This window comes from Campylobacter gastrosuis (assembly GCF_030249845.1).
Taxonomy (GTDB): domain Bacteria; phylum Campylobacterota; class Campylobacteria; order Campylobacterales; family Campylobacteraceae; genus Campylobacter_A; species Campylobacter_A gastrosuis.
This window is the reverse complement of sequence record NZ_JANURM010000009.1, coordinates 60,136-73,448: the sequence shown is the minus strand read 5'-3', so window position 1 is coordinate 73,448 and position 13,313 is coordinate 60,136. Positions and strand designations below refer to the sequence as shown.

11 protein-coding genes and 1 pseudogene are annotated in these 13,313 nt (G+C 37.6%); 4 read left to right on the top strand and 8 right to left on the bottom strand.

Features of this window, described 5'->3' with window-relative positions; all coding sequences use genetic code 11:
* Nucleotides 1–125: 125 nt before the first annotated feature.
* From NYG85_RS07770 to mqnE, 6 genes are read right to left on the bottom strand one after another with little or no spacing between them, the layout of a single operon-like run.
* Nucleotides 126–809 (bottom strand): pilus assembly FimT family protein, encoded by a 684-nt coding sequence (locus NYG85_RS07770; RefSeq protein ID WP_284937917.1) that lies wholly within the window; start codon nucleotides 807–809, stop codon nucleotides 126–128.
* A gap of 9 nt (nucleotides 810–818) precedes the next feature.
* Nucleotides 819–1,547: a pilus assembly FimT family protein gene (locus NYG85_RS07765; protein ID WP_284937916.1), complete on the bottom strand. Its 729-nt coding sequence runs from the start codon at nucleotides 1,545–1,547 to the stop codon at nucleotides 819–821.
* A 10-nt stretch (nucleotides 1,548–1,557) separates the two neighbouring features.
* A complete protein-coding gene (locus NYG85_RS07760) occupies nucleotides 1,558–2,757 on the bottom strand; it encodes a glycosyltransferase family protein (RefSeq protein WP_284937915.1) in 1,200 nt (399 codons plus the stop codon).
* Nucleotides 2,758–3,198: a phosphoribosyltransferase gene (locus NYG85_RS07755; protein WP_284937914.1), complete on the bottom strand. Its 441-nt coding sequence runs from the start codon at nucleotides 3,196–3,198 to the stop codon at nucleotides 2,758–2,760. It abuts the gene before it with no gap.
* 9 nt (nucleotides 3,199–3,207) lie between these two features.
* Nucleotides 3,208–4,521 carry an NCS2 family permease gene (locus tag NYG85_RS07750; protein ID WP_284937912.1) on the bottom strand — a complete coding sequence of 438 codons (1,314 nt, stop codon included), beginning with the start codon at nucleotides 4,519–4,521 and terminating at the stop codon, nucleotides 3,208–3,210.
* Between the two features lie 11 nt (nucleotides 4,522–4,532).
* Nucleotides 4,533–5,594, bottom strand: a complete 1,062-nt coding sequence (gene mqnE, locus NYG85_RS07745; RefSeq protein WP_284937911.1) for an aminofutalosine synthase MqnE — start codon at nucleotides 5,592–5,594, stop codon at nucleotides 4,533–4,535.
* A 114-nt stretch (nucleotides 5,595–5,708) separates the two neighbouring features.
* Here mqnE and NYG85_RS07740 point away from each other — a divergent pair, with 114 nt between their 5' ends.
* A complete protein-coding gene (locus tag NYG85_RS07740; RefSeq protein WP_284937910.1) occupies nucleotides 5,709–8,129 on the top strand; it encodes an HD domain-containing protein in 2,421 nt (806 codons plus the stop codon).
* A gap of 2 nt (nucleotides 8,130–8,131) precedes the next feature.
* The gene (gene glmS / locus NYG85_RS07735) at nucleotides 8,132–9,943 is read left to right on the top strand and encodes a glutamine--fructose-6-phosphate transaminase (isomerizing) (protein ID WP_284937909.1); all 1,812 of its coding nucleotides are present in this window, start codon (nucleotides 8,132–8,134) and stop codon (nucleotides 9,941–9,943) included.
* Here the strand turns inward: glmS and NYG85_RS07730 are convergent, their stop codons facing one another.
* The gene (locus NYG85_RS07730; protein ID WP_284937908.1) at nucleotides 9,944–11,395 is read right to left on the bottom strand and encodes a WG repeat-containing protein; all 1,452 of its coding nucleotides are present in this window, start codon (nucleotides 11,393–11,395) and stop codon (nucleotides 9,944–9,946) included.
* Nucleotides 11,396–11,519: 124 nt separating this feature from the next.
* Nucleotides 11,520–11,621, bottom strand: a pseudogene (locus NYG85_RS12165) (WG repeat-containing protein); the annotation flags it as partial.
* A gap of 71 nt (nucleotides 11,622–11,692) precedes the next feature.
* Here NYG85_RS12165 and msrB point away from each other — a divergent pair.
* Both msrB and NYG85_RS07720 read left to right on the top strand, forming a co-directional pair.
* Entirely contained in the window at nucleotides 11,693–12,682 is a 990-nt protein-coding gene (gene msrB, locus NYG85_RS07725; protein ID WP_284937907.1) for a peptide-methionine (R)-S-oxide reductase MsrB, read from the top strand.
* Between the two features lie 9 nt (nucleotides 12,683–12,691).
* On the top strand, nucleotides 12,692–13,207 hold the full coding sequence (locus tag NYG85_RS07720; protein ID WP_284937906.1) for an isochorismatase family protein: 516 nt from the start codon (nucleotides 12,692–12,694) through the stop codon (nucleotides 13,205–13,207).
* Nucleotides 13,208–13,313: the final 106 nt, after the last annotated feature.

Here is a 13,313-nt window from a genome sequence, read left to right as displayed (position 1 = left end):
GAGCTGGAATTATATAAGAGTAATGCTTAAATAACGCTTAAATTTATTAGAAAAAATGAGAAAATTTTAAAAAAGATTTTTTTGGGTGGGGGAGGGAGGGTTAAATATATATAATGTAAGTAAAATTAAAATTTTTCACACTCTGGCGTTTTTGCATTTAGGTCATTTATCACACAAGCATAGCCAGTTTCTGCAAAAATCAGTATCCCAATTTGATTGCCATTAGAGCCTGTTAGCGTGATTTTGCAGTTTTGTTTTAAGAGCTTTTCATATGGTCTAGTGGCGTTATGAAGTGCCGAGTATGGTCTGCCAAGCGAGTCAAAAGCGATTGTCTGGCCGCCACAACCACTAAAATTTATAGCACTCACGCCAAAAGTGTTAGTAAGATTTAGCCGTTTGTTCATATTTTTTGTCCAAGCCTGTTTTGCAAAACCGCTCGTTAGAATTTTAGTCGGGTCGGCAGGGTCTGGGGCTACTTGCTGGGTTGAGTTTGGGTTACCACTATGGGATGTGTCTTGATAAACAGTGTAACGCCAAATTTTTACACCGCCCTTGGTGTCGTAATGAATCATCAATCTCCAATAATCCTTAAACCAATCAGGGACTGGGACACAGGATTTACCGCTACAATCTACCTTAAATTTACTATCTTGCATAGCTAAGTGCTGGGTGTAGCGAATGTGAGAGATGATTTGATCAGCCGCCTCTCTTAGCGGATCTCTATTTTGCTTTGGCATTGCAATAGTTGCTAAAATCGTGATGACAACGACTACAAAAACTAGCTCAACTAAACTAAATGCCCTTTTCATCGCAAAATTTTAAATGGCTTCACACTTTAAGTTTTTATCGTTAGCGTTTGGATTTGTTACGATACAAGCGTAGCCAGTCTCAGCAAAAACAGCTATCGTAAGCGAGCCAGTGCCACCTGTTAGCTTGATTTTACACGCTTGTTTCATCAGTCGCTCGTATGGTCTTTTGGCATCTGGTATGCCAGCACCTGCCGCAAAAAATGAATAATAAGGGCGTCCGATATTATCAAAAGTAATCGTTTTATGAGTAAAACAACCGCTAAAATCCATACCAGTAACACCATAAGCCTTGCCTATATTTAGCCTTGAATTTCTTTGGCTCTTTGGCACACTAACACTTGAAATTCCACTTGTTAAAAATTTACTTGGATCTGCTGGGTCAATCGCAAACTCCGCACCAAAGGTTAAATTATCAGGCAATGCCTTTTTTGAGTGAAAAATAGAGTATCGCCAGTAGTTTTTACTCTCGCCATTTACAGCAGCATTATCAAAATAGATACGCCAATAATCCTTATAAAAGCCATCTTTTGGGCGACAAACCTGCGGATTGCCAGTGCATTCTACTTCAAATTTGCTATCTTGCATAGCTAGGTGCTGGGTGTAGCGAATGTGAGAGATGATTTGATCAGCCGCCTCTCTTAGCGGATCTCTGTTTTGCTTTGGCATTGCAATGACTGCTAGGATCGCAATGACAACAATCACTAAAATAAGCTCTATCATACTAAATGCTCTTTTCACATTAAACCCTTTATAATTTTTTTAAACCAAAATTTGCGATTATTTTACCAAATTTTTCTATTTTTATATCATCTCCATCCGTTAAAATATACTCTCCGCCGGGTAAAATGCCGTAAAATTTCAGCACAAAAGCCAGTTTTTCATCGCTAAAAACGGCGTTTATATCACGCTCTTTTAAACTTTTAGCAAGCTCTTTTGCGTAGTGAAATTTATTTGCAAAGTGCATTTTTGGCTCGCTTATAAATTGATACAAAATCGGATTAAAGATGATTAAAAACCAGTTAAAAACCAAAAAAGCCGATAAAAAAACGGCTAAAATGTTATATTTTTTTCTAAATTGAGGCAGTCTAACTCTGTAAGAATTTAGAAAAACTCGCACCATTAAAGGCGTTGAAATTAGGCAAAATGGCAAGAAATTTTCAAGCTCTAATCTCTGTCTGATTGAAAGCACCATACAAAAGCAAAACGCCACGACACAGACAAACCACAAAATTTCTTTGCTCTCTTTAACCCAAATCCGATAAATCGTATAGACAAAAAAGGCAAAAATCGGTGGCGAAAAGGTCGCTGCAAAAATGCCAAAAGTATCGGCAAAATGCCCCCTTGGCCTGCCACCAGTATCAAAGCCAAAAAAATACAAACTCACGCCAAACAAAACAGCACAAAGCCACGATAAAATCGGATCTTTTTTGTAAATTCCAAAGATAAAAAGCGAGAGATAAAGCACCAAAAACGCCTCATCAACAAAAACAAGAAGCACCAAAAATAGATAAAAAAGGCGAAAATTTTGGTTGCAAAATAGCCAAATTACAAACAGCGTAAGCATCAAACAAAGTCCGCTACTGCTTACTACAAGTCCGCCCACAACGCTACCGGGCAAAAATACAAACAGCAAAACGGCTAAAATTCTATCAAACTTAAATTTCAGATAAAACTTGCTAATTTTATAGAGCAAAATCACGCTTAATATGTGAAAAACTATCATCGGTAGGCGGATAGCATAGTCGTTTTGCCCTAGAAATTCACAGCTTAATCTAACGATAAATCCAAGTAAATTTCTATCTTCAAAAAACTGCCTAGCTTCGTAATAACTAAGACTAATCGTGCTAACGCAGTAGAGCAAAAAAAGCAGGTCAAAAAGGCAGATAAGAGCCAAAATCACCCGCTCATCTGTTAAAAATTTCGTGAAATTTTGGCTTTTAGTTGGCATTTATAAATTTATATCCCAAAAAAACTCAACCCACTCGTGTGCCTCTTTTGCCTTAAAATCAGGCAGTAAAAGTGCCGTTCGTTTGTAGTAAATCGTTGCGATTTTGATATTTAGGTGCGGATAGAGTTTTAAAAGCTGTCGCCTAATCTCAACCATACTCTCGCCACTATCAATGATATCATCAACGAGCAAAATTTTGCTAAATTTTGACAAATCAGGGATATTAAACACGTCAATCGTATCAAGTTTATTTGTGTTATCATAGTGGATTGAGTTTAGGCTAAAAAGGTTGCGATTTTTAAGCGCGACTGCTAACGAATGCCCAAGTGTCATACCGCCACGTGCGATAGCCACGATGACATCTGGCGAAAATTCATCTTTAATCTGGGTAGCCATAACCTTAACATCATTTACAAATTCATCATACGAGTAAAAAATCATAACGCCTCCTTAATGCACGATAAATACGATTAGACTGATGAAAGCTAGGGTTGATACGCCTAAATTTATCTGCGACCACTCACGCCTAAATAGTCTTATTAAAATGTAAGATAAAAAGCCAAAGGCAAGTCCGTTTGTGATTGAATATGTAAGTGGCATCATAACTATGATGAAAAACGTGGCAATAAAAACGGCTGGGTCTTTGAAATTTATCTCTGAAATTTCAGAAAACATAAACACGCCAACCATTACAAGCACCGGATAAATCGCATTTGCAGGGATTGATTTAAAAAACGGCAACAAAAACAGCGTAAAAATAAACAAAACACCGCAAAATACAGCCGTAAGTCCGGTCTTGCCACCAGCCTCAACGCCACTAGCGCTCTCGGCAAACGAAGTAGTCGTGCTAACGCCTATGATTGACCCACCAAGTGTAGCAATAGCATCTACTTCAAGCGTCTTCTCCATTTTCGTAACGCCCTTTTTATCGCTATCATCAAAAATTCCAGCCCTCGTGCCAACGCCAGTTAAAGTCCCGACCGAATCAAACAAATCCGTAACAAAAAATACGATAATAACAGGCACCAAAGCAAGGCTAAACATACCAGTAGCGTCAAAAAACACGCCACTTATATCAAACTGAAACAAAATCGGCGAGATAGAAGCAGGTAGCGAGAAAAACTCGGTCGGATAAGGTGCTATCCCAAAAATCCACGCTACAAGAGATGTGATTAAAACCGATAAAATCAAAGCACCTTTGACCTTTAAAACCCAAAAGGCTAAGATGATTAAAAGCCCTAAAATTCCCATTAAAACATTCTCGCTCTTTAAGTCGCCAAGTCCGACCAAAACGGCTTCGTTATTTACGATAAGCCCCATTTGTTGAAGTCCGATAAAGCTTATAAAAACGCCAATACCAGCGCTAATTGCACGGCGTAAATCAAGCGGAATTGACTTAATCACCCAAACCCTAAAATTTGTAAATGAAAGCACGACAAATAAAACACCAGATAAAAATACCACGCCAAGTGCCGTCTGCCAAGGGATTTTCATATCCAAAACAAGCCCAAATGTAAAGTAGGCATTAAGCCCCATACCAACGCTCATTGCCACTGGCGTATTTGCCCAAAGTCCGTTTAAAATCGTCGCAATAATCGTAATAAGCGCCGTTGCTGTAATTAACGCATCCATTGGCATACCGGTCTTACTCATTATAATGGCATTAACCGGCACGATATACATCATCGCTAAAAACGTGGTAAATCCAGCGCTAAGCTCCTGTTTAACACTCGTGTTGTTCGCTTTTAATGCAAAAAAATCCAATTGTTCTCCTTTTAGTAAATTTTTATCTCGTTATACAAACTATCACGCTCAACTGGCGTAAAACCAGAGCTTTTTATAATGTCACAAAACGCCCTTAAACTCGTGCCGTTTGCACTATTTGCACCGGCTGCACTTTGAATACTCTCTTTTAGGATCGTCCCGTCAAGATCATCAGCTCCAAATTCCTGCGCAATCATCGCTAAATTTAGCGTTGAAGTCGCCCAGTAAGCCTTAATGTGAGCGACATTATCAAGCACGAGGCGAGAGATAGCAATTGTCTTTAAAATTTCAGCCGAGCCAAGAAATTTTGCCTCTTTTAGATAGTTATTTTCACGCTGATAAACAAGCGGTATAAAGGCGTTAAATCCGCCAGTAACGTCTTGTAAATCACGAATTCTAAACATATGATCAATGCGGTTTTCACGGCTTTCAATGTGCCCAAATAGCATAGTTGCATTACTTTGTCTGCCACTTTTATGCCAAAGCTCGTGAATTTTAAGCCAGTTAGCGCTGCTTACCTTGCCTTTGCAAATTTTTGCTCTAATTGCTTCATCAAAAATTTCAGCCCCGCCGCCTGGCATACTATCTACGCCGTATTCAAGCATTTTTTCTATCACGTCTTCATAGCTAAAACCGCAACTTCTAGCGATAAAATCAACCTCAGCCGCCGTTAGCGCTTTTATGTGAATTTGTGGGTGCTTATCCTTTATCTTTTTAAAAATTTCTAAATACCACTCCCAGCCGTCATCAATGTTGTGAGCTGAAACGATATGAACCTCTTTAACGCCGATTTTAACGCTATCATCAACGATTTTTAAAATCTCATCGTGGGTCATTTTGTATGGATTTGGATTTTTTCTGTGTGCTGAAAACGCGCAAAATTTACAGATATCAGCACAGATATTTGTAGGATTTATGTGGCGGTTTATATTAAAAAAGACCTTTTTTTCGTGCCTTTTTAAACGCTCTTTAAACGCAAAAGCCCCAAGCGTAAAAAGGTCAAGCTCGTAAAGCCTAAACGCATCATCTTTTTCTAGCCTAGTGCCTGTTTTTAACTTATTAATAATATCCATTTAAGCAAAATTGCCTTTAAATTTAAAATTTAGAGTGGATTATAATTTAAAAAAGCTTTATTTTTGCAAATTTTTAGTATTATCGCAAAAATTTTGGCAAAAGGGGGTTTTAAGTTGGATAAATTTTATAAATTTTTTAAGAAAAATCAGAGTAGAAATTTTGTAAATTTTTTGATAAAAGAGAGAGATGAATTTTTTAAAAATGCGTTTTTAACGGCATTTGAGAGCTTTTTTGGCGATTTTGCACCAGATTTAAATAAACTGCCAATCTCAATAATTGCTAGTGGCAGATACGCCCAAAATCTAATCAGCACGAACTCAACGCTTGAAATTTTAATCATCTATAAAGAGATTAAGGGCTATAACTTAAAGCCATTTTTAAAGGATTTAGAGCAGAAATTTTTAGAATTTAATGGCGATTTAAAGGTAAAATCGGTTGAAATTTCACAAATTTTTAGCCATTTTTCTAGCGATTTTAAGCTAAAATCAAGCGTTAGCATTGTGCGTTATATTTGTGGCTCAAAGGTGCTTTACCGCACCAGCAAAGATGAGTTTTTAAGGCTTAAAGAGCTTGAAAAAACGCAGTTTTTAACCCAGCACTTAAAGATATTTTATCCATTTAACAATGTCCCATATTTAGAACAAGAGCCAGATTTAAACAAAAGCTATGGCGGTGTTGATGAAATTTTTGCCTTAAACTGCATTTTAAGCACGATTAGTGGCGAAAATCAGGCACGACTTAGCATTCAAAATTTGCTAAATGAAAAGGAGATTAGCCAGTTTAATCTCTCGCTTGACTTCTTACTTTCGCTAAAATCGGTCGTAAATTTAGTAAATAACGAGAGCGTTTTTAGCGAGAAAAACATTGATGAAATGACTGATCTAATGCAAACAAAGTCTAAAAAAGCACAAGATACAAATGTAAGAATTAGCCAAAAAATTCTAGCTTCTATGCGAAATTTAGGGCTTTTTGCTAGATTTTTAGTCGCTTGTTTGCTTCGCCCAGCAAAGAGCGATTTTAGCTTTTTAGCAAGAAAAACTGCCCGAAAAAACGGCTTTTATATCATTGACGCCACGATTTACACGCCACTTCATAAAAAGCTGATGAGTTTATCAGAGCTTTTGGTTGAGTTAAACGCCCTAAATGATATTAGTTATAAATTTGACATAAGCACGATTTTTTATTTTAAACGAACTAACACCGACGGATTTGACGCTAGCAAAAGTGCTGATGAGATTAAAAAACTACTAGCAAGAAACAACGCCTACACCACCCTTGAAGCCCTGCTAGATGCCGAAATTTTGGGCATTATCATTAAGCCAATGGAGAATATCTTAAAACTTGCAAAATATGATGGATACCATAAATTTAGCGTTGATGAACACAGCGTTTTAAGCGTGTATTATTTAGAAAATATTAAAGATAAATTTATAAAATCGCTCTACTCACAACTTTGTGTTGAGGGCAAGGCTATGCTAAAACTAGCCACGCTTATGCACGATGTTGGCAAGGGTGTTGAGGGCGATCACAGCGTGGTTGGAGCAAATATTTTTAGAGCCTACGCAAACCGCTTGGAATTTAGCTCAAATGCCGTAAATATCGGCGTTTTGCTCGTTAGGTATCATATTTTAATGAGTGATGTTGCAAATCAAGAAGACATCTACTCTGAACGGACAATTTTTAGCTTTATCTCAAAGCTTGGCGATAAAAAGGTGTTAGAACTGCTCTACATTATGACATATTGTGTCATAAACGCCACCTCTGATGGACTTTATACTGCCTACACCGCAAGGCTTTTAAGAAAGCTTTTTGACATTTCTTATGAGAGTTTTAGCGACCAGACCCTGCTTGATGAAGCCACAAGGCGTTCAAAAAAAGAGCACAGCATAAAACGCCACGATGATTTTGAAAGGCTTGATGAAAATATCAAGGATAAAATTTTTAAAATTTCATCAAACCTACTCTTTGCAAAACACGCTGTAAGCGACATTATCGCCATTACAAAACAGGCTTATGAGTGCAAAAATTTAGAGCTAAATATCCAAAACACACAAGCTCTAAGCGTGAAAATCATCTCAGCTCACGAGATAAATCTCCCTGCCCTACTTGCGGTTTTGGCTGGATTTGATTTAGCTTATATGGAGATTTATGAGCTTTTTGATGAGAAATTTTTTATCAGATTAGAGTTTAATAAAAACGCAAAAACAAACGAAATTTTAAGCCTAAAAGCAAAGGCGATAAACGCCCTAAACAGCGATGAAAAGGCACAAATTTTAAAGCCAATAATTAGCAAAGATGAAGTTAGCTTTGACCTAAATCACTCCGATGAATACGCAAGGCTAAACATCAACGCAAAAGACCAACGTGGGCTTATGGCTTACGTGATGAGCGTGTTTAAATCGGCAAATTTTAAAATCGTAAGCGCAAAGGTTCAAACGATTAAAAACCGCACAAGAAACCTATTTCTAATTAGCAAAAACGATGAATTGTGCTATAATCACGCACAAATTTTAAATCAAATAATAAGCGAGTAAAAATGTGTGGCATAGTAGGATATATAGGCAAAGATGAGAAGCGAAATATCGTAATAAACGGACTAAGGGAGCTTGAATACCGCGGGTATGATAGCGCTGGTATGGCTGTGATGAGCCAAAATCAAATTGAGTATTTTAAGGCTGTGGGCAAGCTTGATAATTTAGCTGATAAAACCAAAGAATTTAGCTCAAATGGGCTTGGCGTAGCTATCGGACACACACGCTGGGCGACGCACGGCAAACCAACCGAGATAAACGCTCATCCGCACCTTGGCGAGCACTCATTTGTCGTGCATAACGGCATTATTGAAAACTACAAAGAGCTAAAAGACGAGCTTGAAAAAAAAGGCGTGAAATTTCTAAGCCAGACCGATACTGAGGTCATCGTTCATCTTTTTGAGCAGAATTTAAACGAGCTAAAAGAGCCGTTTAAGGCTTACGAGGCGACGATAGCTAGACTTCACGGAGCTTACGCTACCTTGCTTATTACAAAAACTGCACCAAATACGATATTTTTTGCAAAAGACGCAGCCCCACTTGCAATCGCTAGGGCTAATGATGATGGGCTGTTTTTCGCCTCATCAGACGCCGCGCTTATTGGCGTTGCAAAAGAGGTAACATATCTTGATGATAAGACTTATGGTTTTATCACGCCAAATGAGATTAAAATTTTTAAGGATAAAAATAGCGTCGTGCCAAATTTTTCGCCACTCCCACAAGATAAAACTTACGCCCAAAAAGAGGGTTATAAATTTTTTATGGAGAAAGAAATTTACGAGCAAAGTGCCGTGGTCGCCGAATGTTTAATGGGTCGTGCAAAGGATAGTGGCGTGGTGCTTGAAGGGCTAAATGACGAATATTTAAAGGGCATTGATGATGTCGTGCTTTGCGCGTGTGGCACGAGCTATCACGCAGCGCTTACGGCTAGTTATCTATTTGAGCGTTTAGCCGATACTAGGGCAAAAGTCGAAATAGCAAGCGAATTTAGATACAGAGAGCCAAAGCTAAATAAAAACGCCCTATTTGTCGTAATCAGCCAAAGTGGCGAAACAGCCGACACGCTTGAAGCCCTAAAAATCGCTAAAAACGCCGGGCTAAAAACCCTAGCCATTTGCAATGTGGATAATTCAAGCATTGTCCGCCTAGCCGACACCACGCTTTTAACGCGCGCTGGTATCGAAAAGGGCGTGGCTTCTACAAAGGCGTTTGCAACGCAGGTAGCCACACTTTGGATGTTGGTTTTAGCCCTTGCAAAGGCAAAAAATACACTTAGCAAAAACGAGCTAGAAAACGAGCTAAAAGCCCTACTTCACGTGCCAAGCGTGCTAAATGTAAATGCAAATTTACAAGAAAAAATCCGCCGTTTAAGCAAACACTACTTGCACGGACACGGATTTTTCTTTATCGGACGCGATATTTTCTATCCGCTTGCGCTTGAAGGGGCGTTAAAACTTAAAGAAATTTCATACCTACACGCCGAGGGCTATCCAAGTGGCGAGATGAAACACGGACCAATCGCACTTGCCGATGAGAGGCTTTTTACAATCGCTCTAATGCCAAAAAATAGCCTTTATGAAAAGGTAAAAAGCAACGTTGAAGAGCTTGCTGCAAGGGACGCTTATATCTTAGCCATTAGCCCTGATGAGTTTGAGCTTAGTGATGATTTTATCCGCACGAATGCCCACGAGCACGCAATGCTTGAATTTTTTGAGATGATGATAATTTTGCAAATTTTCGCGCTTGAAATTTCAGTTAGACTTGGTAACAACGTAGATATGCCACGAAACCTAGCAAAGAGCGTAACGGTGGAGTAATCACTCCTCCGTTATAAAATTAAACTGGCTATCTATCATCATCCACTTGCCATATTTCTTTACAAACGCCACGCCCTCGCTAAAATCACTAGCATCATCAAATTCAAATGGCACGATAGCCTTGCCGGTTTTATCTATAAAGCCGTATTTATTATTTCCGGTTTTATCTATAAAGCCGTATTTATTATTTTTCTCAACCCTAGCTAAGCCATCGCGAAAACCCCAAGCATCATCATACTCAAAAGGTATTACAATCTTGCCACTTTTATCTATAAAGCCGTATTTATTATTTTTCTTAACACTAGCTAAGCCCTCGCTAAAACTCCCAGCACCATCATACTCAAAAGGTATTACAACTTTACCAGTTTTGTCTATAAAGCCGTATTTATCATATAATAAAGCCACCATTTTCCTAACCCCAGCTAAGCCGTCGCTAAAATCCCAAGCAACATTATACTCAAAAGGTATTACAACGTTGCCAGTTTTATCTATATAGCCCCATTTATTATTTTTCTCAACCCCAGCTAAGCCGTCGCTAAAACCCCGAGCATAATCATACTCAAAAGGTATTACAACCTTGCCAGTTTTATCTATAAAGCCGTATTTATTATTTTTCTCAACCCCAGCTAAGCCCTCGCTAAAATCCCAAGCAGAATAATACTCAAAAGGTATTACGACCTTGCCACTTTTATCTATGAAGCCGTATTTATTATTTTTCTTAACCCTAATTAAGCCATCGCTAAATTTAATAGTTGAGACACCGCTAAAATAAGCATCATCAAATATTTTAAGTTTGTTGATTTTGCCGTTTTTGTCTATAATAAACATTTCGCCATATTTTTTGGCTATGAAGTTGTATTTATTATTTTCATTAAGCACATCTAAGTCATCATACTCAAAAGGTATTATAACCTTGCCACCTTTATCTATATAGCCCAATTTATTATTTTTCTTAACTCTAATTAAGCCGTCGCTAAAATCACCGACATCATCATACTCAAAGGGTATTACAACCTTACCTGTTTTATCTATGAAGCCGTATTTATTATTTTTCTTAACCCTAATTAAGCCATCGCTAAAATCACCCCGAGCAGCATCATCATACTCAAAAGGTATTACAACCTTGCCAGTTTTATCTATAAAGCCATATTTATTATTTTTCTTAACCCCAGCTAAGCCATCGCGAAAACCCCAAGCATAATCATACTCAAAAGGTATTATAACCTTGCCATTTGTATCCATATATCCACACTTATCTATCGCACAAACCACAGCAAGTCCATCATAAAAGTCACCTATGCTGTTATATATTGGCTTTACTAGTATCTCACCACGCTCATCTAAAAAGCCATACTTACCGCCAAGCTCAAATTTTATTAATGTATGATTATCCTTTTTCTCATCAAAACAACCGCCAAAAATCAACGCCAACGATAACGCCAAAACACTCATTTTTATATCTATCCTTTATTAAAATTTTTAAACACCCTTATACTAAATATTAGATACAACTTCAAATTTTCACTCAGACCTAATAGCAACGTAGATATATCAAGCAGAGTGATAAAGCGGGATTTTACTCCTGTGCTATAAAATTTAACTGGCTATCTATCATCATCCACTTGCCGTTTTTCTTTACAAATGCCACGCCCTCGCTAAAATCAAAAACTATATCAAAATTATATTTTAATTTATATGATTTTTAACTTTTTTTAGGTAGATTTTTAGATATTTTTTCAAAGGTATGGTATGAAAAATTTTCTAATCATATTTATTTTAATACTTTCTACACAGGCAAAGGATTTAAAAATGAGTGAAATTTACCTAGCAGGTGGCTGTTTTTGGGGTATGCAGGGCTATTTTAAACAGCTTAAAGGCGTGGTTAAAACAAGCGTGGGCTACGCAAACGGCAAGACCGATAGCACAAGCTACCACGAGATAAAGGCGACAAATCACGCCGAAACACTTCATATCGTTTATGATGAAAAAATCAGCCTAAACGAGCTTTTAGCACACTTTTTTAGGGTAATTGACCCAACTAGCCTAAACAAGCAGGGTAACGACATTGGCACGCAGTATAGAAGTGGGATTTACTACACAAACGATGCCGATTTAAGCGTCATAAAAGAGGCAATAAAAGCCGAACAGGAATTTTACTCAAAGCCAATTGTCGTTGAAGTAAGCCCCCTAAAAAACTACATTTTAGCCGAGGATTATCATCAAGATTATTTGGATAAAAACCCAAACGGCTACTGCCATATTGACTTAGAAATGGCTAAAAAACCGCTAGAAAAAAAGCGTTTTAAAAAGCCGAGCAAAGATGAATTAAAGCGGACTTTAAGTGAAATTTCATACAAAGTAACGCAAGAAAATGCGACCGAACGCCCATTTTCAAGCGAGTATGATAAAAATTTCAAAAAGGGCATTTACGTTGATATAATCAGCAAAAAGCCACTTTTTAGCTCAAAGGATAAATTTGACGCTGGGTGTGGCTGGCCAAGTTTTGCTAAGCCAATCACAAAAGATGCCCTAAAATACGAGCAAGACTACTCGCACGGTATGAGCAGGGTTGAGGTTAGATCAAGCGTGGCAGATAGCCATTTAGGGCACGTTTTTGATGATGGACTAGCCGAGCTTGGTGGGCTAAGATACTGCATAAATGGGGCTTCGCTCTTATTTATCCCACTTGAAAAAATGGATGAGCTTGGATATTCTGACTTTAAAAAATTTGTAGAATAAGGAGTGAGCGTGAAAACGGCTGGACTGATGATAGATTTTCAGGATAGAATTTTAAATGTGATGAGTGGCAGGGATTTGCTAATTAAAAATACGCAAATTTTGCTAAATGGGCTTAAAATTTTAAATATAAATTTAATAACAAGCGAACAAAATCCGCAAAAACTTGGTGCTACAAGCGAAATTTTTAGCCCATTTTTAGGCAAAATTTACGCCAAAAATGAGTTTTCGTGCTTGGGTAATAAAGCATTAAAAGATGAAATTTTAAAATTTGATCACCTTATCGTTTTTGGCATTGAAGCTCACATTTGCGTTTTACAATCGGTCAAGGACTTGCTAAAAATGGGTAAAAAAGTAACACTCATAGCAGACGCAGTCGCAAGCAAAGATGAGCAAAACAGGCAAATCGCCCTAAATTTAATGGCAAATTTAGGCGCGGAGGTTAGCTGTGTCCAGAGCGTTTTGTTTGAAATTTTAAAGACATCTGAGCATCAAAATTTTAAAGAAATTTCGAAGTTGATAAGGTAAATAGAAACTTTATGAATTTTAATAAAGTTTTGAAAAAAGTTTACACTTAAAAGACAAATTTTAAGAGATAAACTTTAAAACATAAACGACCAAATATATCTAGTTG

Coding starts and splice junctions, on each gene's coding strand:
- glmS (WP_284937909.1), top strand. CDS start 8,132: ATGTGTGGCATAGTAGGATATATAGGCAAAGATGAGAAGCGAAATATC.
- NYG85_RS07730 (WP_284937908.1), bottom strand. CDS start 11,395: ATGAGTGTTTTGGCGTTATCGTTGGCGTTGATTTTTGGCGGTTGTTTT.
- NYG85_RS07770 (WP_284937917.1), bottom strand. CDS start 809: ATGAAAAGGGCATTTAGTTTAGTTGAGCTAGTTTTTGTAGTCGTTGTC.
- mqnE (WP_284937911.1), bottom strand. CDS start 5,594: ATGGATATTATTAATAAGTTAAAAACAGGCACTAGGCTAGAAAAAGAT.
- NYG85_RS07760 (WP_284937915.1), bottom strand. CDS start 2,757: ATGCCAACTAAAAGCCAAAATTTCACGAAATTTTTAACAGATGAGCGG.
- msrB (WP_284937907.1), top strand. CDS start 11,693: ATGAAAAATTTTCTAATCATATTTATTTTAATACTTTCTACACAGGCA.
- NYG85_RS07755 (WP_284937914.1), bottom strand. CDS start 3,198: ATGATTTTTTACTCGTATGATGAATTTGTAAATGATGTTAAGGTTATG.